An 18,733-nucleotide genomic window follows, 5' to 3' on the forward strand; every position below is an offset into this window, starting at 1 on the left:
TCATAAACGTTAATTTGTAACCAAAAATTTTATTAAGGTTCAGGACATATTGAAATATTTTTAAGCTTGTAATTGATAAAATCTAGATTTTTTATCTGATTTCCAGCTTATTTTTACTATTATTGCTGCAAGCCCAAACCCTGATGCAGCATTACACCGATGGGGGGAAATGGCAGTGCCATGCCCCTACAATCTGCTTTAATTAATCAATTATGGTTACTCATTTTTTGTCTTAGTTGAGGGTTTATCAACCTGATTTATGATTGATTCGATATTAAAATAATATAACTATCCAATAAATGTGTTTTTAAAGACAATATTTGGTAATTTTGTCAATACTGAGATTAATTAGCCATTTCCTGGTTGAATAAAAATTTTATTACCATCAATTCCTCTGTAATCTCTTATCTCTGTGTTCTCTGTCTTGAAAAGTTCTGATGCCTGTGGCAACCCCTTCGGTGTACGGAGGAAACCTCCGCTCAGACTTTTCGCTGCGCCTCTGCGGTTAAATTAGTTTTAAACCACACAGACGCAGAGAGAGAATAGGTTTTATTTTTCCGGGGGTAAATCGATACTGTAGAGAGTCTCCCCTTTCAAGTTATGCAACTCTACAGTCATCACCGTGGTGTAACTATTGATTTTGACTGTACCAAAAAACTGCAAACCTTCACTGGGTGGGCGATTTGCTTTCATCCCTGGGGGAATGCTGAGAAACTTCACTTGGGGGCCAAAAGTATTGTCAAGTGTATTAGGGCCAAATGTCCCAGCGTTAAGAGGCCCGGCGACAAATTCCCAAAAAGGCTTAAAGTCAGTAAACACAGCTTTAGCGGGATCGTAATAATGAGCTGCGGCGTAATGTACGTCAGCTGTTAACCAAACAACATTCTTGATATGGTTGCGTTTAATAAACCGCAGTAAATCAGCTAGTTCGAGTTCTCTTCCTAAAGCTGGGCCATCTCCATTCGCCCAAGCTTCAAAATCAGTGCTACCATCACGTACTACAAGCCCTAAAGGCATATCGCTAGCAATTACTTTCCATTTAGCTTTAGATTGTTGTAATTGCTTTTTCAACCATCTTATTTGTTTACTGCCTAAAAATTCTGTGTCTTCACTTTGTACTGTTTGACGATTGGGGGTATTTTTCCCGCGATAGGTACGTTCGTCAAGCATGAAAATATCTAGTAATGGCCCATAGTTAAAAGAGCGATATATTCTTGTTGTGTCTTTTGGATCGCCATTAAAGCGAATGGGCATATATTCTAAAAATGCTTGTCTTCCTCTGGCTGCTAATACAGAAACATCTTTTTCTTGATAACGAGTATCATTAATCGGCAGAATTTCCCCAGGATACCAATTGTTAGTAACTTCGTGGTCATCCCACTGGGAGAGAATGGGAACTTCAGCGTTAAAACGTCTGATGTTTTCATCCATTAAATTGTAGATATAATTGCCACGAAATTCATCAAGAGTTTCTGCTACTTTCGATTTTTCTGCTGTGGTGAGATTGTTCCAAATTGTGCCGTCATCAAGGGTTACTTGTGATGGAATCGGGCCATCTGCGTAAATATTATCGCCAGAATGGATGAAAAAGTCGGGCTTCATTTTCCGCATGGTTTCATAAATTTTCATCCCGCCAAACTCAGGATTAATACCCCATCCTTGACCGGCTGTATCTCCACCCCAAGCAAAGAAAATATCTTGGCGATATCTGGATGGAGTGCGGAAAGTTCCGGTAACTGGTGCGCTGGATATTTTTTTATCAGCTAAATTTTGGAAGATGACTCGATAGAATATTTGTTCGCCTTGGGGTAAGGTATCAAGACTTAGCCTAGCTGTAAAATCGCTATCTTTTAAGGCTACTGGCCCAATTAGCCGCCGCACTCGCCGGAAAGATTCGCTGGTTGAATATTCTACAATCATCCGTGAGGGGCGATCGCTCTTACTCCAAATTATGGCACTATTACCGCTAATATCTCCGCAAGCTACGCCATAAGGTATGGTAGGACGCATCTTTTCTGATGTGATAATTGCAGGCGCTTGTCCGAAAACTCGTGATTGAGATACAAAATTACTAGCGATAATTCCCCCGCCTGTAGCAGCTGAAGCGAGTAAGAATTGGCGACGGTTTAACTTCACTGGAGGTTTAGATTCCATAATGTTAACTGTTGACTGTTGACGGTTGACTGTTGACAGGTGAAACTGATAGTTTTCACCACTGAAATAGGATGGACGGAGGAAATTTGATTAATTACAAAGTTGGAATTTATCACAATGTAGTAAGATGATTAGTAAATTTTCAGTTATCTAGAAGTTAAGGAAGAGAAGCATAGCAAATTTGGCGCGATCGCTTGAGGTGATAGAATGCGATCGCGCTCAATTTAATTAGTTACAAAAAATTGCGAAAATCTTAAATTATTTTAAATTTGTGCCTCTAACGATTAGCTTTAACCATAGCCATCCTAAGCCACTACCAATAAAGTAATAAGGAAAATCTGCCCAAGTAAAAACGCTACCAAATAATAATTTACCCCACCATAATGAACGTATCCATACTAAAAATGGTGGTTGCCATAATTGCAGAAATTCTAATAAGCAAGTAATTACCAATACCCATAAGGGGATTTGCCAAACTGCTTTACGAGTAGGAATAAAGAGAAAGGCGAATAAGCACCAAAATATTTCATAAAAAATGCCGCCTACTTCTTGATTTAACCACCAAACAGAATGGCGATAGTGACTGTATAAAAGTCCAATGGGGAGAACTACAGCTACAGATAGAATAGTTCGCCAGCGAATATTTCTGATAATTGCCATTATTTGAGGATAAAAAATTAAACCCTATCCTGTGAATCAGGAAAGGGCACTGGGAACTTCATCAAAAACAATGAATTGTGGGAACAGTACAAAATCGAATCAAAAAGCACCAATTAACACGCCGATAGTAAATAACACAAACACTCCCATTGCCATTAAGAAAATTGTGGGGTAGGGAGCATGATTAATCTTATCTAGGTATTGATTTCTTTGACGGTCTGCTTCAGTCAAGGGTTTAAAAGTCATTTCACGCATGATACGATTCCCCTCTAGTACTTCAGTTCGTTTATAAACAGAATCACTTCTGCTAACTATTTTCAATTAAAGTACATTTCTGATGAGAATTGCGAGCAATGATAAGAATATCTAGAAAAGTTTATCTAGATTAATTGATTACAAAAAACATTAAGCTTGGATATTAATTGACAAACTTCATTACAAATCTACAAAGATATTGAAGCTATTACTAACAAGACTATTACTAACAATATAGTTTAGCGCTTATGGTGCATAGCGCGATCGCATTACTGAAATTCAGTAAAACAAGTTGGGGGATTCCCCCAGCTTATAAACTTCCCCTAGCTGTCTAAGGCTGATTTTACAAGCTTTTCGGCTGTTTTATTCTCCATTGGCTTGGGGGAATTTCTTTGGCATATTCTCAAGATATAGATGAAACAGCTAAAACTTAAATATCACTCAGCCAATTATGTTAAAACTTACCTACACCGAAAATAGCTTTACCTTAGAATATCTGGAAGCTGCTTTAGAAGATTGGGTGAATCAAAGAGTTACGCTAGCTTTGCATTCTGCAACTAATATTTACATTGAAGCTAGTCAAGCTGCATTTTTACTGCCATGTGAATCTGCGCGTTTGGTAGATTTAGAGAAGTTAAATCAAGCAAATATTGTAGATATTTGTCCTTGTGATGCTACAACTGTAGAAGTTATTCTCAAAGGTACTTGGATAGCTGCTCATCAAGATAGTGAAGTAGGTATTTTTGTGACTTCACTGAGCAAATCTGCGGAATTATTACTTGAGGGACTCGCGAAAACAAAACAATTCTGTTACGTTTGATTGTTGACTGTTGACTGTTGACTGTTAATAACATAAGAATTTGTTTTTTGAAGTTTTCTCAAGTTTTCAGTCTTGCTGTTCGCGGGACTTTGGTGTGACTTCCGAACCCGAACTGTGAATTCGTACTAGCCAGTCGCGCCGCCTTTCCCCGAACAGCACCCGAAATAATTCGTAATTCGTAATTCGTAATTCGTAATTCGTAATTTTTTATAGGTTAAATTTTTATCGAACTTTTTAGTCTTGCTGTTTGCGGGACTTAAGTATGACTTCCGTTCCAATTTGTTAAATTGCTCAACTAAGTCGTACTAATCTTTCCCCAAACAGCACCCGAAATAATTCGTAATTCGTAATTCGTAATTCGTAATTTATTATGGTTGTTGAAAATAACCGCGTGGAACAGGTGGCGCGGGAAGATTTGGTGATGTTTATTAATGCTTGTCTGGCTTGTACAGGACAGCGTGAGTTTTATGATGATGCTTATGGGCAAAGGGTATCAATTGATTTTTTACATGATTATATTTTGGGAAATTATCGCTTACTTTATGCCCGTTCTTTAGCTGCGGGAATTAATCATTTTAATCAGGCGCAGATTATTTTGAAATTGTTGGCGACGGGGAAGGATACGTTACCAGAATATAAGGAAGAGGAAGGTGCTTTAATTGCTCAGGCTTTGCATAATTTACCCCCACAACGCGCTTGGGGGGTGTTACAGCAGTTGCGTCAACGACGGATTAATAATCGCCGTAGTCGCGCGATCGCGCGAGAATATTTAGAGCAGCGTCGTGATTTAAGTTTCCATGCTGTGAAGTATCGTACCAAAGTAAGAGCGATCGCAGCTCACGCACATTTGAAACTTCAAGGGGAATTAGGTACTTTTCTCTTCCATAACTGGAAACAAAAGATTTACGAAACAGCATTATTTGAAAAGTTTCGTCAAGCACATTACAGTGCAGAGGCAATTTACGAGCTACCTTTCACAGTAGCGGAAGGATTAGCAATTAAACACAAGATTAAGCGCGATGTATTCTTAACCCGCATTCAACAGCAAATGACTGTAGGGGAAAAATTACGCTTCCAAGGTGCAGCAGAACGCACGGAAAAGGTAGAAATTGACTTAGATTTAGGACGTTTACCTTTAACTAAGTTGGCGTTGTATATTCTTTCCCTACCTCTGGAAACTAGAACAGAAAAACGGGAAATTTTACACCAAGCAATGCAGCAATCCGCGCGGTTTGTGTTGAAAAAAGCACCGTTAAAGCTGGGGAAAGTGGCGGCTGTGTTAGATTGTAGCTACTCTAGCTCTGGTTCCAGTGAAAAACGCCGTCGTCCTTTGGGGGTAGCTTTGGCTACGCACTATTTATTACAAGCCGCCGCCAAAGAATACCGCGCTTTTTGGACAATACCCCCAGAAAATGCTTTGCAAATCCGCGCTTACGGACAAACCGATTTAGCTACACCATTATTAGCCGCCTTAGGTTCTGGTGCAGATTTGGTGGTAGTTGTATCTGATGGTTGTGAAAACTATCCTCCCCAAGGTGCGGCGGAAGTTTTGCGGATATTTCGGACTAAATTAGATCCACAAAGGCGAACTTCCATTATTCATTGCAATCCCGTGTTTAATTCCGAAGATTTTTCCTTGCGTAATCTCAGCCACACCATCCCCACCGTAGGATTAAGGGATGCAGAAGACTTACCCACGATGTTAGGATTTGCTCGCTTTGCTGATGGTTCTGCGCCGTTGTCAGAATTAGAAGCATATTTGGCGGAAAGAGTGCGACAAATGATCACAATTCAAAATGAATAAAGGTAAATATCACAAGAATTACAGTTCTGAACTCGGAATTTGCACCTTTTAACTCGAAGCTTAAGGTTCTGAACTCGGAAGTTGAGCCTTTTAACTCGAAGCTTGAAGTTCTGAACTCGGAATTTGCACCTTTTAACTCGAAGCTTGAAGTTCTGAACTCGGAGGTTGAGCCTTTTAACTCGAAGCTTGAAGTTCTGAACTCGAAAGTTGAACTTCTGAACTCAAAACTTCCACCTTTTAACTCAAAACTTCCACCTCACAACAAAACATAATCCCTTCTCAACCAATTAACTCAAAAAAACTCCGCGTACCTTTGCGAGAACTCAGCGCCCCTCCGCGTTAAAAAAGCCTCAACCCTAACTTCCCTTCTTAATCATGGCAACCAAACAGAAATTATTAACCGATATATCCTTAAAAGGCTTAGAAATTGCACCATCTCAGATACGTGGTGCAGTGCGAATTGTCCCTTTATTGCGGCGTGAGGTGCGGGGAGATTTACGCTTAATGCAGCGTAACTACAACGAAGATATTACCATTGTCTCCTTAGACGGAAATATCCCGGAACCTGGGATGAAATACTATTCCTATGTCCCTCATGGGTTAGTGATTTCTTGGAGTGAAGATGGAAGTCCCCTGGCTAGCTTTGGCGGACAGATAATGAAGTCAGACGGAAAACGTTTAGATTGCGGTTGTGCGACTGTGCGCTTAATGCATCGCATGGCGAAGCGAGAAGCTAAGAATCAACTGCGATTTTTACCGCTACATTTGGCGATGGAAGGTTTTCTTTCATTGTTTTTTTCCGGCCCCGATATTGCTTGGAGTGAATATTCTAAGTATGCTTTATCTCATGGCTTAGGTTCCCGCTATGAAATGTCCGTGAGTGGACGTTATATTGCGGGATTAGAAGATGCTTTGCGAGTATTTGAAATTCATCCGCGACAAGTTGGGGTATTGGTATTTGTCGCTGAGACTTTAGCATCGGCGTTTGTAGTTCCCACCCCGGAAGATTACCGCGCTTTACACACCAGTTTACTTGAAGACTTCTACGGCGAGTTAATTTATGAATACAGCTTGATGTTTGACAAGCCTTTACCAATGGATTTATCTGTAGATGATTCGACAATTAATAGTTTGGCAGATTTGCGGAGTGCGATCGCCAAAATGCGATCCCATTGGGCTGCTTTTCAGGGATTCATGGCGGAAGGATTGTTACAACGTCAGCTAAATTCCCAAAGAGTTTTCACAGCAGGGCCATTTGTTCTGCAAAGATTTATCACCGATTTGCGCCCAAAGGAGGAAAATCATATTGGGGAAGCAATTGTCCGAGAAAATGGCGAATTAGAATATCTCAAAACTTACCGCCTTTCCGCCGCCCAAACCCGCCGAGTTTATTTACTCAGCCAGCTACATTTTTACAACTGGAACATAGATGCTACAGCCAAAGCACTAGGTAACACCCGTGAAGAATTTGTCACACGCTTAGAGACAGCCGGCTTTGGTTACTTACTCAATCAACAAGTAAGAGATGCGGCTAGGAAAAAGGGGAAAAAATAATTCATAGTATCGTTGACGGTTGACGGTTGACGGTTGACTGTTGACCGAGAACAATAGCATCGCGGTTGAAAAATCGATAATTTTCCACCTCTATAATGAGAATACATAACAACGCTAGGCTAACAGTAGGTGTAATATGCAAGCTCTTTTTTGGACTGTAGAAGAAGTTGCCCAAAGAGCCAAACAATTTTATGAAAATGGCATTCGTCAACAAGTTGAATATGGCGATAACATTGGCAAGATGATTGTAATCGATGCGGAAACAGGCGAATATGGAATTGATAAAACTGGTGTAGAATCTGCATTAATGTTAAAGCAGAAGAATCCCAAAGCTAGATTATTTACTATGCGCATTGGCTATGATGTTGCTGTTACATTTGGTGGTGCTTCTATGGTGCGTACAGTAGAATGATTTACGGAAGATTCATAGACCGCAAAGCAGTAATTCCAGTGATTTTTCGTCTACCACAACAACCAGATTTCTCTCTGGATTTTGTCATTGATGCTGGATTCAATGACTATCTTACCCTACCACTACAAGCAATCAGCGCCATGAATCTTCCTTTATATTCGAGCTTACCTGCAAGATTAGCCGATGGTAGCGAAACTTTGTTATCGGTACATTTAGGAACTATTGTTTGGGACAATGTAGAAACAGTAGTCCCTATTTTAGCTGCTGGTTATAAGCCTTTATTAGGAGTGGCGATGATGGAAGGATATCATCTTGAAATAGATTTTGAAGACAATGGTTTGGTTTCGTTAGAAAAAATACCAAGCTCGACTTTATAGATAAATAATTAGCTTAGTCATTAGTCAGAGACGCGATGAATCGCGTCTGTACAATTGTCTCCCTTGTCCTCTCTCTGCCTTCTCTCCACCATCAAGCATACTGCTGGAGTTGCGCTAAATCATTCACAGCTTTTGCTAATTCATCTAAGTTAATTGGTTTATGCAAATACTTTTGATAACCGGCTAAATAGGCGTATTGGCGATTCTCATCCATCACATAGGCGCTAAGTGCGATCACTCGTGTAATTCTACCTTGCTCGATGTCAATTCTCTTAATTTTCCGCAGTAAAGAATAGCCATCTTCATCGGGTAAGCAAATATCGCAAATCAGGACATCTGGTTGAAAGCAGGAGTTGATTTTTAAGGCTTCACTCGCTGAAGTAGCCGTTATCACCTCTGCCCCGTCAAGTTCAAATAAAACACTAAGTAGCTTCGTTGTATCTAGATTGTCATCAACTACAAGAAGGCGTAGTCCCTTAAACGAAATGGGTTTAGTATCCATAATTTCGACCCTAATGAAGAAGTCAAACTTGCAGTGGCTAGAAAATGCCAATACTCGCTCATTCTCAATTTAAACGCTTTTATCTGTTTAGGTGTGTCCGCTCCCGTACATAGAAATGTAAAAATATTTATCAATCCTTATATTCCGATAAATTGTTGGATAATTTAGCCAATTTGACTGTTATGACTCAATAATACTCACAAAAAACCGCTTATTCTCTCTATCTATTGCCAAGGCAGATACAGATGCAATGATATATGTTAATTATGTCTATATATTTTTGTAAAGATTTGGGCATGGGGCAATTCAATTTTGGATTTTGGATTTCCAATTTTGGATTAGGGAACTCCAAAAAATAAATTATCCAACTTGTAGGGGCACGGCATACACAAACTTTCGGTATTACCGATATTTTATCGGTGCCGTGCCCCTACCCCCGTGGGTATTTTTTTAATTGGAAGTCCCTTAGGTTTAAATCTAAAATCCAAAATCTAAAATCTAAAATTCCTCGCCCCTAGCCCCTAGTAATGAATCCCCGCTTTTTTAAATCTGTGCAAGGCTTCACCTAAGCGATCGCAATCTGCAATTAAACTGATACGTACATAACCTTCGCCAGCAACGCCAAAGGCATTACCTGGGGTAAGCACAACACCAGTTTGTTGCAGCACATCTAAAGCAAAATCTGTGGAACCAATGCCCTCAGGACATTTCACCCACAAATACATAGTTGCTTTAGTTTTGGGAATATTCCAGCCTAACTCTCCTAACCCTGCAATTAAGAAATCGCGACGGGTGCGGTAGCGTTGTTGGACTTCATGCAAGTATTCATCTGGTAGTTGCAATGCGGTTTCGGCGGCGGTTTGCAAGGCAGCAAAGATGCCATAATCTAGGTTGGTTTTTAAAGTCCGCAAACCTTGAATTACATGGCGGTTCCCCACCACAAACCCCACGCGCCAACCAGCCATATTATAGGTTTTGGATAAGGTGTGGAATTCGACACCAATTTCTTTTGCGCCAGGAATTTCTAATAAGCTAGTCGGTTGATAACCATCAAAAGCTAACTCGGCGTAACACAAGTCATGCACTAAGAGAATTTCATGTTTTCTGGCAAAAGCAACGATTTCCTCAAAAAATTCCTTGGGTGCAGTCGCCGCCGTGGGATTGCTGGGATAGTTGAAATAGAGGATTTTAGCTTTTTGGGCAACTTCTTCGGGAATCGCGGCTAAATCAATTAACCAATCGTTCTCTGGTTTGAGCATCAAGCTGTAAACTTGTCCGCCAGCGATTACGGGGCCGCGAACGTGTACGGGATAGGCAGGAGAAGGTACCAGCACTATATCGCCAGGATTGATGTAAGCTAGAGCTAAATGGGCTAATCCTTCTTTAGAACCGAGTAGAGGTAAGGCTTCGCTATCAGGATCGAGAGAAACACCATAACGGCGATCGTACCAATTAGTGATAGAACGGCGGAAACTAGCAGTTCCTTCAAAGGGGGGATAACCATGATTAGCAGCATTTTGCAAAGCGTGCTTGGCGGCTTCTACCACAGGTTGTGGTGTGGGGCCATCCGGGTTTCCCATTCCCAAATCAATCAAATCTAAGCCTTGTTCCCTAGCTTTAGCCTTGAGTTCATCAAGACGGGCAAATACATAGGGTGGTAGCTTCTGTACTCGTTCTGCGGGAACAATCCAATCCAAACTCATTCCTGAACCTCAACCTCGTCACTTACTCCCCTCACTGAGACGCGATTTACCGTGTCTCGGCTTTCTACTGGTGCAGTGGTAGAAACCATCGCCGCCATTAATTGTTCCACCGCCACTTTAAACGGTAGTCGGTGGATATCAGAAGTGGGAACTAAGGCGACTTCGGCTGCTGTTTGCAGTTCTGCTAGAGTAATGTTGCCCAATCCCAAATCGCTCAATTTTTTTGGTAAGCCAATCTCTGCATAGAATTTCAACAGTTGTTGTCTAGCTGAGGTTGCTAGCTGATTGCCCTGTACCATTTCTTCCAATCGCAGTTGCACTAAAATCCCATAGGCGACTTTTTCACCGTGAATACTGCTATGTCCGGCAACATGGGTTAAACCATTATGCACTGCATGGGCGGCAACGGTACGACATTGGGCACCACCAAGTCCGCCAATTACCCCAGCCATTAACACTGTCGCGTCTACAACTTCCCGCCAAACTTCGCTTCCTGGTTCTTGTAAGGCGGCTGTGGATTTTTGTAATAAGATATCGCGCAAAACTCTGGCTTGTTGGACTGCGGCGATGGTAAGGGTTTGTTGTGAATGTCCGCTACTAACTGAGGCTTCGTACCATTTGGCGATCGCATCCCCAATTCCTGCCACTAATGTATGCTGTGGTGCAGTTTGAATCAAGTCGTAATCGAGAATGAGTAAATCGGGACAGCGCGATAAGCTGACATCATAAAGAAACGCCCCAGATTCAGAATACACGTTTGACAGCGCCGACCAAGCTGCACAGGTAGCTGCGGAAGTAGGAATTGTCACCACTGGTAATTGCAACTGATGGGCGACTAATTTCGCCGTATCTAGTGCTTTACCGCCACCAATACCGATAATTAAATCTGCTTTATGGTCTTTTGCTGCTTTACGTAAGGATTTCAGACTAGCTTCACAGCAATCTGCACCATAAGAAGCTTGAGCTACATGCAGCTGTTGTTTTTCTAAAATTGGTGACAAATTCGCTTGAGTAATTGCCAAAGTGCGATCGCCTGCGACAATTAAGGGACGACTTCCCAAGCTAGCAATCTCTGCTGCTGCCGATTCTAATACACTGGCACCACGAATTACTTTTGCTGGCGCGATCGCTAGCGTCAATAACGAACTAGATGTTTGAGTAGACAAAGTTTGAGTAGAAGATTGATTGGGCATATAACTAGTTTGCCAAAACCTTGATATTTCTCAGCAAATTAACAATAAAAATCGGGCTTACACTGAATAGTCACAAATCAGGCTGCTTGCTACCACGACAAATCCAGATGACTCAACAAAGCCTGCTGCCAACTGCTTGAGCAGTTTGACATGGCTTGACTCCATAGTGCCCATTAGCCTTAAATCCCGAACAATCAAAGTTTTGAATAATCGTATAACTAATTCACAATACCACTCCCAGATACTCAGAAAAAGGCTTTGGTCATGTGGGTTTTGCGCTAGGGAAGAACTAATAATGTCTTCTGCCATCATTACCCTTAACCAACAGACTGATTAACTTTTTCTCATCAATGGCATGGCTAAATTAATATCTTAATCTAAAAAAAATCATTCTTGTATACTGAAATACAAAAATAATATTGTTTTCCTGTTAACAAGAAAATCTAATTTAATTTAGAGAAATATACCTATAAAATAATTTGTATCAGTTAGAAAAAAATACCACTTCGCAATGCAAATATAGAATATCAGAGCTAGAAATATAAATTTAATTAGTGATACAAATGGCACATATCAAGGGAGAGGGGCATGGGGCATTGGGCATGGGAAAGGCAGTGCATTTCTTTTCCCCTGCTCCCTGCTCCCTGCTCCCCTAAGCTGCGGCTTTCGGCAATTGGGCAAATTTCTCTGGATAAATCTCCACCGTCATCTGAGCATCTTCGCGCTGAGTCAGGGTGCGCTTGATCTCACCTAAGTAAAGTGGCACAGTAACCCCTGGTTCTGGGTGAATTAGGGTACGGGCACGAATAGTCAGGTAATTGTCATTCCTAGAACCTAAACGCCCATAAGAATAGAGATTACTAGCTGCTTGACGTAAAGTTGCTTCTAGTGCTGAAGGAGTAATATCTGGTGCGGTAGCAATGACTGCTTGTGTAGAACCATTGTCATAAACTAGGGTGAAACGCACAGCACCGGGAATGACAGTGCGGCTCAAAGGTACTAACGAGAGTGCAAATAAACCACCTGTCAGTACCAGCATAAAACCAGTCGTACCCACCAGCCGAAAGCGAATACCCCATTTAAAAATTAAACCCAAGACTGTTAAGGCGGCAAATACCAACGTGGCAATACCTGACCATTGGGTATATTGAAGAAAATCTGCTGTTGAGAGCATAAGGTTGGCTACTGAAGCGTGATTTTTCGATTACGGACAACACCATTCTACCGATTGGTGTGATGTCTAAAGACAAGCCGCTCCGCATCTACGCGCAAATCAACCAACCCTGCAAAACAGCATAAAACCAGTAAATATTTATAGGGGCACAAGATTTTGTGCCCTACCCTATACGGAAACTGAAATATGCTAGTTAAAGGTTTAAAGATGATAATCTTAAACTTTTACAAGAAATCTCTAGGCTACCATCTTCAGCACTGACAACGTTTACCTGATATTGTGGTAAACAAGTTTCTACTGCATTACCTTTAATAATTTTCATTTCTTCTGCCAAGATGCAACTGACAAACTGTCCTTTTTCACTGAAAGAAATATAATTTTGGGATTTGCAAACAAAATTAGATGTACCTGTTTTATAACTAGAAATTTGCAAATTCATATCTTGACTGAGGATACAAGTTGCCAAGGAACCATTTCCATATTTGGCAATAGTGTTGGTTTCACAAACAACTGAAGCTTGAGCAGGTGAAGAAATTGCCATATTTAAGGTTAATAAACCGCAAGAAGATGTGAAAACTGCTAACAATGAAGAGAATATTTTCATACACAAATTCTGAGATTTTTGATGGGTTTATTACAACAAAAAAGATAAAAAAAAGGCATCTTTTACAGATGCCTATTATGCAGGAAAACCCCCAAAAGGGTTATCCGTACACCTTCCCAACAATCAGCAACAGTCACTAACTTGAATTAGTGACACTCACAGACGTGAATATTAGTAATTTTATTAACTGTTAAGGATAAATGACTCCGGTGTATACACTGAAAAAGTGATGTACTCTATACATTTATCAGCTGTGCCTAATTTAATTTATATATTTAATGTTGTTGGCTGTTGATAGGGCTTGTTGCATACAATAAAGTACTTACTAAGAACTCATCAAAACTTCGATAATAAACTCTAATTCTCTTGAGATTTCAATTTATTATCTTGGTTATAACGATAGACTAATCCGCAAACCGCAGATAACATCAACCATGACAGTGTATTCAAACGAAAATCATAGAGAGTGACATCAACAGTATTAGAGAGTAACCAGCCAAATAAGGCGATTATATAGGTAAAAAATAGCAATTTATCTTCATAAATGGGGAATTTTGCTTCGCGTAGCAATTTCACAGATGCATACAAAATCCAGCCTATTAAACCACAAAATAACAGCGTACTAGGTATCCCAGTTTCAGCCGTGAGCATTAAAAATAAGTTGTGGGGATGACCTAGAGAAATCTGCGTTTTTGCTTGGTATAGTCCTGTAAAATTGCGTAATCCCCAGCCAGTCCAAGGATGTTGTTGAGTTAAAGACCAAGCAAATTCCCATTGGGTTTTACGCATTAAACCTACTGGCCTGTCAGGATACATATCATCGTTTAAGCGCGCCCAAAAGAAAGCGGGAACGAAGCGGCGAAAAAATTGGGCGAATGGTGAGGGCGCAAACGCTGCTAATAAAATGCAAGTAGCGATCGCACTTACACCACCTACCAGAATTCGCCAACCTTGGTAGACTGCATAAGCTAAACAAACAAAAATAGCGATCGCCCAAGCATTCCGGGAGTTAGTAAAAATTAAAGCGATAAAGTTGATAATTCCCGTAATCGTCAGAAATATCAGGGGTGTCTTAGAAGTTTGAATTTGCTTGGTGATTAACTGCCATTGTTCTAGTCCCAAACCCAAGCATAAGGTAAAAAGTATGACTAAATAAGTACCTAAAGTATTAGCGTGCATTAAAATTGATGACATCCGCCCTGGTGGTTCTCCTCCCGGTGCGATCGTCCACTCCAATACCACCCATAAAAAGGTTAAATTGAGAGACCAGCCCAAAAAGAACTGTCCTAAGCCCAAAATAGTGATAGGTACTGAAGCAATTACCAAAATCCAAGCCATTTGTCGCAATTGGGCGATTTTTTGGAATAAAGCACTCAATCCGGCAAAAACAATAAAGTAGGGTACAAAATTAAATAAGCCGACATAAGCCAGGGTCTTGTCATCAGCAAACCCAGCAGTAATAATCAACAATACAGTTAGAAGCGCAAATCCCCAATTAATAGGACGGCGGATAATTTTGCCCCATTGACGCGCCAATGTAATTAAAGATGCCAAAACTATCAATACAGCCCCCAAAAAGGGACTCAATGGGAAAAGAACAAGCCCCACTTGAGTCAAATTCCAAGGTAATTGTAAGGCTTTGTTTGGATGGTAAACAGCCTGTATCAAGCTAGCTCCCAGCATTCACTACGGGTTAGACGAATTTGTGCTAGGGCGAATATAGTCGGAATAATCCGACCATAGTTAGTGGCGATCGCTCTCCACCCTAAATCTGCAAAGAACCAAGCCCACATTACTGGCCCAATAAACGCAAAAACACTGCGCATCGCTCCATAACGAGCAGCGTTAACAGTCATGCCTCGCCGTGCCATTTGCAACGTCACGTAAGTTTGAAACTGCGTAGTCGTAGTAGCTGTGCCTTGAATAGCAGTGGTTTTGGCTACTTGATAAGTTGCAAAGTGTGTAGCAAATTGCCGAGCAATTTGTTTAAGTACCAGTGGTTGAATCACAGAAGTTACAGCTAAAGCACTACCACCTTTAAAAATTATGCCTAAGGGGTCACGTTGTAATAAAAGTGGCAGCGGTTGTTTAACTTCTGATTTGATCAGGTGACTCTGCACCTGGACAGTTAATTTTTGCTTTTCTTGTTCTGGCAATTTTTTCCACACATGCCCTAATAAATGCAAAAATACTTCTGCTTCTAAATCTACCGTTGCCAGTTGGTTAGAATAGGGTATTTTTAAATACTTACATACTTGAATTAACGCTTGGCGGTAAGTCACCTGACTTGTACGTCCCCGCAATACTGTCATCCCATCTGCGGCTAAAAAGCGAAAACGATCTTCTAGTGTATCTAACCAAGCTTTGCGGTCTTGACTTTGGACTTCAATCGGTTCAGGTGTATGAACGTAGTCTAAGGGATTGAACTTACGACTAAACAGAATTGCCGTTAAATCCTGCAATTCTTCTTCAGTTGCTAGCTCTAAAGCCGCCCTGAGTTCATCCAATTTCCCTTCCTCCCTTCCGTGCTGCTTTCTGTACCCTATTCTACTATTAGGTTTCAGCAGACATTTAGTAACGTTTGTTGCAAGATTATAAATTCATTAGCAAATTCTCTTGCATTATCCTGGAGTGGCTGGTGTTAAATCTTGTCTGGGGGTATCAGCTGAAGTCACAGGTAGCAGCGAGCAAATTGGTTGAGAATATTTAACCATTCTGGCAATATTCGTCACTTATTTGCATTGATTGTAGGTGATGCTTAAGATGATCGCATATCCGCTCTATATTTTTGGTCAATTTTTATCTAGCAATTCCCAAAATCTTCCCCATACATCAATCGTCTGTAAGTTACCACAGATGTACTCAGGGGAATAATGTATTTTTTTGCATTATTTTTTATAAAAATATTAAGTATAAATATATGCATAATGGGTAAAATAAAATTTTTTACCTTATCAAGCCTTTCAAAAAAAAATTCATATTAATAGGCTTTTTGATGACGACAAAATATAAATCCTCACATTTTCCTCAGAATTACTACTTATAATCAAAGTTTAAAAAATATCATTGCTTATATATAAGCATTTACAGCTTTTTGGTGGCTTTTATACCATTAGCTCAATTAACGTACGCAGCACATGAGAATTCTACAGCCGATCTCTAATTCAACATTTGAGGGGCACAATCATTGGTGTCAACTTAACGTGAAACCCTCTTGGTTGCAAGGTTTTGCCCTCACCCCCAGCCCCTCTCCCTGAAGGAGAGGGGAGCAAGAGATTTAGTTCCCCTTCTCCTGGGGGAGAAGGGGTTAGGGGATGAGGGCGAGGGTTTTTGTACAACACTCGCCGTATATAGCTTTTAGCTTAAGTTGACACGTATGGGGCACAATTCTCTGTGATTGAGGGGTGGTGCTATTGACTGACCAAAAGCCCGATTCAAACAGGCTTGATGCACAAATTTTCTTTGTCGGGGAGTGACAAAAAGGATTACAACATGATGACTATCGTCTCTAGCCCAATCTGTTCTAAGTCTTTAAAATACCGCTTTGGACTGAAATCGCTGACATTCGGCTTTTTTTTATTAGCAGTCATGGGTAATTATGAAAATGCTGTAGCCCAAACTACAAACCCTCAAAGCTTACCACCAGGACGGGTAGAAGAAGTGCCGATCACACCATTACCTTCAGATGTGCTACCACCGCCACCAGAGGATAATCAATTACTACCGTCGCCAACACTACCAGAACAGTCAAATCCCGGACAGGATGAGGCGAATATTAAATTTCGGGTCGATCGCATTGAAGTTGTTGGAAGTACAGTCTTCAAACCAGAACAGTTTGCGGCGATTACTACTCCTTATGTGGGTAAGGAACTGACGTTTGCAGAGTTATTACAAATCAGAGATGCGATTACCAAGCTTTACACTGATCAGGGTTATGTCACTACAGGAGCGTTGATTACACCCCAGACAGTAGAAGCCGGCACAATCAAAATTCAGGTGATTGAAGGTACTCTGCAAGAAATTAAAATTGTTGGTAACCGACGATTAAATAGTCAATATATTCGCTCGCGGATTCAACTGGGTGCAGGAACGCCCTTAAATGTACCCCGCTTACTAGAAAAGCTGCAACTACTCCGTCTTGATCCGCGCATTCAAAATTTATCAGCAGAGTTGCAAATGGGTGTGCGTCCAGGAAGCAACATTTTACAAGTGGAAGTCCAAGAAGCTGATACTTTTAGACTAACAACAAGTATAGATAATGGGCGATCGCCTAGTGTGGGTAGTTTTCGCCGGGGTGTGGATCTGCAAGAAGCGAATTTACTCGGTTTAGGCGATACCTTGAGTGTGGGCTACGCCAACACTGATGGCAGTAATACAATTAATTTCAATTACACCTTACCAATTAATGCTCAGAATGGCACTCTCTCCTTTGGTTTTAACAAGGGTTGGAACCGTGTCATAGAAGAGCCATTCAGCGTGCTGGATATTCAATCAGATACAACTTCTTACGAATTTAGCTATCGTCAACCGTTACTGCAAAAGCCAACTCAAGAATTAGCGGTAGGCTTATCGTTTTCTCGCCAGGAAAGCCAAACTGAGTTAGGTATTGATAATATCGGCCCGTTTCGCCTGTCACCAGGTGCAGACGAGCAAGGAAGAACCAATATTTCTGCCCTGCGCTTTTTTCAAGAATATACCCAGCGTAGTACCAGCCAAGTTTTTGCACTGCGATCGCAATTTAGCTTTGGTGTAGATTGGTTGGGAGGAAATGTCAGTGAAGATGAGCCAGATACCCGCTTTTTTTCTTGGCGCGGACAAGCTCAGTGGGTGCGACAGTTAGCACCAGATACCCTATTTTTAACTAGAGGCGATATCCAACTATCCGCAAATTCCCTCGTACCCTTGGAACAATTTGGTCTAGGTGGACAGCTAAGTGTGCGGGGTTATCGCCAGGATACATTACTTACAGATAATGGCATGTTGTTTTCCGCAGAATTTCGCTTACCGATTCTCCGTGTTCCCAAAATGGGCGGAGTTCTCCAACTAACACCTTTTATTGATGTGGGTACAGGCTGGAATGTCAAAGGCGACAATCCATCACCAAGTACCTTAGTAGGTACGGGTTTAGGGCTACTGTGGAAACAAGGCGATAGTTTCTCCGCTCGCTTTGATTGGGGAATTCCCTTAACTTCAGTGGAAGGTGAAAAGCGCAGTTTACAAGAAAATGGGCTGTATTTCTCAGTGCAGTATTCACCGTTTTAATCGAACAATACTGTAGCCTCAATTCCTATTAGGACTTACACCATAAATCTCCAAAACTCTTATTCCTCTGTGGACTTTGTGGACTCTACGGTTTGATTTTTTTTACCTATATGTAAGTCCTGCCTATATTCAAAAACTCTGTAAAAACCTAAGAAACATTAGATTTGTTGCTTTATTTGTAAACACGATCAAGCTGTGGTTCTTCAGGGTTAACTGTAACAAATAATAATCAATCTTGACAATGTCGTAAATTATACTT

At 40.9% G+C, this 18,733-nt stretch carries 16 protein-coding genes; 6 read left to right on the top strand and 10 right to left on the bottom strand.

The window, feature by feature from the left end; translation table 11 throughout:
* Positions 1-549 precede the first annotated feature (549 nt).
* From H6G41_RS07640 to H6G41_RS07650, 3 genes are all read right to left on the bottom strand, one after another.
* Complete coding sequence (locus H6G41_RS07640) at positions 550-2,154, bottom strand: alkaline phosphatase (RefSeq protein WP_190745144.1); 1,605 nt, start codon at positions 2,152-2,154, stop codon at positions 550-552.
* A 258-nt stretch (positions 2,155-2,412) separates the two neighbouring features.
* Positions 2,413-2,814: a DUF2809 domain-containing protein gene (locus tag H6G41_RS07645; RefSeq protein WP_190745146.1), complete on the bottom strand. Its 402-nt coding sequence runs from the start codon at positions 2,812-2,814 to the stop codon at positions 2,413-2,415.
* 99 nt (positions 2,815-2,913) lie between these two features.
* Positions 2,914-3,069 (bottom strand): hypothetical protein, encoded by a 156-nt coding sequence (locus H6G41_RS07650; protein WP_190629340.1) that lies wholly within the window; start codon positions 3,067-3,069, stop codon positions 2,914-2,916.
* 451 nt (positions 3,070-3,520) lie between these two features.
* Here H6G41_RS07650 and H6G41_RS07655 point away from each other — a divergent pair, with 451 nt between their 5' ends.
* The 5 genes from H6G41_RS07655 (at position 3,521) to H6G41_RS07675 (ending at position 8,036) form a co-directional block, all read left to right on the top strand.
* Complete coding sequence (locus tag H6G41_RS07655; RefSeq protein WP_190745148.1) at positions 3,521-3,889, top strand: alr0857 family protein; 369 nt, start codon at positions 3,521-3,523, stop codon at positions 3,887-3,889.
* A 370-nt stretch (positions 3,890-4,259) separates the two neighbouring features.
* The gene (locus H6G41_RS07660; RefSeq protein ID WP_190745150.1) at positions 4,260-5,693 is read left to right on the top strand and encodes a hypothetical protein; all 1,434 of its coding nucleotides are present in this window, start codon (positions 4,260-4,262) and stop codon (positions 5,691-5,693) included.
* A 375-nt stretch (positions 5,694-6,068) separates the two neighbouring features.
* Positions 6,069-7,247 (top strand): hypothetical protein, encoded by a 1,179-nt coding sequence (locus tag H6G41_RS07665; RefSeq protein WP_190745152.1) that lies wholly within the window; start codon positions 6,069-6,071, stop codon positions 7,245-7,247.
* Between the two features lie 136 nt (positions 7,248-7,383).
* A complete protein-coding gene (locus H6G41_RS07670; protein WP_190550980.1) occupies positions 7,384-7,659 on the top strand; it encodes a hypothetical protein in 276 nt (91 codons plus the stop codon).
* Complete coding sequence (locus H6G41_RS07675) at positions 7,656-8,036, top strand: clan AA aspartic protease (protein WP_190745154.1); 381 nt, start codon at positions 7,656-7,658, stop codon at positions 8,034-8,036. Before H6G41_RS07670 ends, H6G41_RS07675 begins: the two co-directional genes overlap by 4 nt.
* Before the next feature lie 91 nt (positions 8,037-8,127).
* Here the strand turns inward: H6G41_RS07675 and H6G41_RS07680 are convergent, their stop codons facing one another.
* The 7 genes from H6G41_RS07680 to H6G41_RS07710 all read right to left on the bottom strand — a co-directional run bounded on the left by H6G41_RS07680 (position 8,128) and on the right by H6G41_RS07710 (position 15,719).
* Positions 8,128-8,538, bottom strand: coding sequence for a response regulator (locus H6G41_RS07680; protein ID WP_190745156.1), 411 nt, complete (start codon positions 8,536-8,538; stop codon positions 8,128-8,130).
* A gap of 521 nt (positions 8,539-9,059) precedes the next feature.
* Complete coding sequence (locus tag H6G41_RS07685) at positions 9,060-10,241, bottom strand: aspartate aminotransferase (protein WP_190745158.1); 1,182 nt, start codon at positions 10,239-10,241, stop codon at positions 9,060-9,062.
* Complete coding sequence (locus H6G41_RS07690) at positions 10,238-11,434, bottom strand: iron-containing alcohol dehydrogenase family protein (protein ID WP_190745160.1); 1,197 nt, start codon at positions 11,432-11,434, stop codon at positions 10,238-10,240. The genes H6G41_RS07685 and H6G41_RS07690 overlap by 4 nt, the downstream gene beginning before the upstream one ends.
* A 652-nt stretch (positions 11,435-12,086) precedes the next feature.
* Positions 12,087-12,608 (bottom strand): Ycf51 family protein, encoded by a 522-nt coding sequence (locus tag H6G41_RS07695; protein WP_190745162.1) that lies wholly within the window; start codon positions 12,606-12,608, stop codon positions 12,087-12,089.
* Positions 12,609-12,801: 193 nt separating this feature from the next.
* Positions 12,802-13,212, bottom strand: coding sequence for a hypothetical protein (locus H6G41_RS07700; RefSeq protein ID WP_190745164.1), 411 nt, complete (start codon positions 13,210-13,212; stop codon positions 12,802-12,804).
* 357 nt (positions 13,213-13,569) lie between these two features.
* Positions 13,570-14,895: an O-antigen ligase gene (locus H6G41_RS07705; RefSeq protein ID WP_190745166.1), complete on the bottom strand. Its 1,326-nt coding sequence runs from the start codon at positions 14,893-14,895 to the stop codon at positions 13,570-13,572.
* On the bottom strand, positions 14,877-15,719 hold the full coding sequence (locus H6G41_RS07710) for a YaaW family protein (protein ID WP_190745168.1): 843 nt from the start codon (positions 15,717-15,719) through the stop codon (positions 14,877-14,879). The genes H6G41_RS07705 and H6G41_RS07710 overlap by 19 nt, the downstream gene beginning before the upstream one ends.
* A gap of 1,081 nt (positions 15,720-16,800) precedes the next feature.
* Between H6G41_RS07710 and H6G41_RS07715 the strand changes: the two genes are divergently transcribed.
* Positions 16,801-18,474 carry a ShlB/FhaC/HecB family hemolysin secretion/activation protein gene (locus tag H6G41_RS07715; RefSeq protein WP_374939410.1) on the top strand — a complete coding sequence of 558 codons (1,674 nt, stop codon included), beginning with the start codon at positions 16,801-16,803 and terminating at the stop codon, positions 18,472-18,474.
* The last annotated feature ends 259 nt before the right edge of the window (positions 18,475-18,733 follow it).

The organism is Tolypothrix sp. FACHB-123, assembly GCF_014697075.1.
In the GTDB taxonomy this organism is placed as follows: Bacteria; Cyanobacteriota; Cyanobacteriia; order Cyanobacteriales; family Nostocaceae; genus Aulosira.

Excerpts from the sequence above, each read along its gene's own strand:
- H6G41_RS07675 (WP_190745154.1), top strand. The coding sequence starts at position 7,656 with ATGATTTACGGAAGATTCATAGACCGCAAAGCAGTAATTCCAGTGATT.
- H6G41_RS07660 (WP_190745150.1), top strand. The coding sequence starts at position 4,260 with ATGGTTGTTGAAAATAACCGCGTGGAACAGGTGGCGCGGGAAGATTTG.
- H6G41_RS07650 (WP_190629340.1), bottom strand. The coding sequence starts at position 3,069 with ATGCGTGAAATGACTTTTAAACCCTTGACTGAAGCAGACCGTCAAAGA.
- H6G41_RS07645 (WP_190745146.1), bottom strand. The coding sequence starts at position 2,814 with ATGGCAATTATCAGAAATATTCGCTGGCGAACTATTCTATCTGTAGCT.
- H6G41_RS07705 (WP_190745166.1), bottom strand. The coding sequence starts at position 14,895 with ATGCTGGGAGCTAGCTTGATACAGGCTGTTTACCATCCAAACAAAGCC.
- H6G41_RS07680 (WP_190745156.1), bottom strand. The coding sequence starts at position 8,538 with ATGGATACTAAACCCATTTCGTTTAAGGGACTACGCCTTCTTGTAGTT.
- H6G41_RS07715 (WP_374939410.1), top strand. The coding sequence starts at position 16,801 with ATGGGTAATTATGAAAATGCTGTAGCCCAAACTACAAACCCTCAAAGC.
- H6G41_RS07665 (WP_190745152.1), top strand. The coding sequence starts at position 6,069 with ATGGCAACCAAACAGAAATTATTAACCGATATATCCTTAAAAGGCTTA.
- H6G41_RS07695 (WP_190745162.1), bottom strand. The coding sequence starts at position 12,608 with ATGCTCTCAACAGCAGATTTTCTTCAATATACCCAATGGTCAGGTATT.
- H6G41_RS07690 (WP_190745160.1), bottom strand. The coding sequence starts at position 11,434 with ATGCCCAATCAATCTTCTACTCAAACTTTGTCTACTCAAACATCTAGT.
- H6G41_RS07655 (WP_190745148.1), top strand. The coding sequence starts at position 3,521 with ATGTTAAAACTTACCTACACCGAAAATAGCTTTACCTTAGAATATCTG.
- H6G41_RS07670 (WP_190550980.1), top strand. The coding sequence starts at position 7,384 with ATGCAAGCTCTTTTTTGGACTGTAGAAGAAGTTGCCCAAAGAGCCAAA.
- H6G41_RS07700 (WP_190745164.1), bottom strand. The coding sequence starts at position 13,212 with ATGAAAATATTCTCTTCATTGTTAGCAGTTTTCACATCTTCTTGCGGT.
- H6G41_RS07640 (WP_190745144.1), bottom strand. The coding sequence starts at position 2,154 with ATGGAATCTAAACCTCCAGTGAAGTTAAACCGTCGCCAATTCTTACTC.
- H6G41_RS07685 (WP_190745158.1), bottom strand. The coding sequence starts at position 10,241 with ATGAGTTTGGATTGGATTGTTCCCGCAGAACGAGTACAGAAGCTACCA.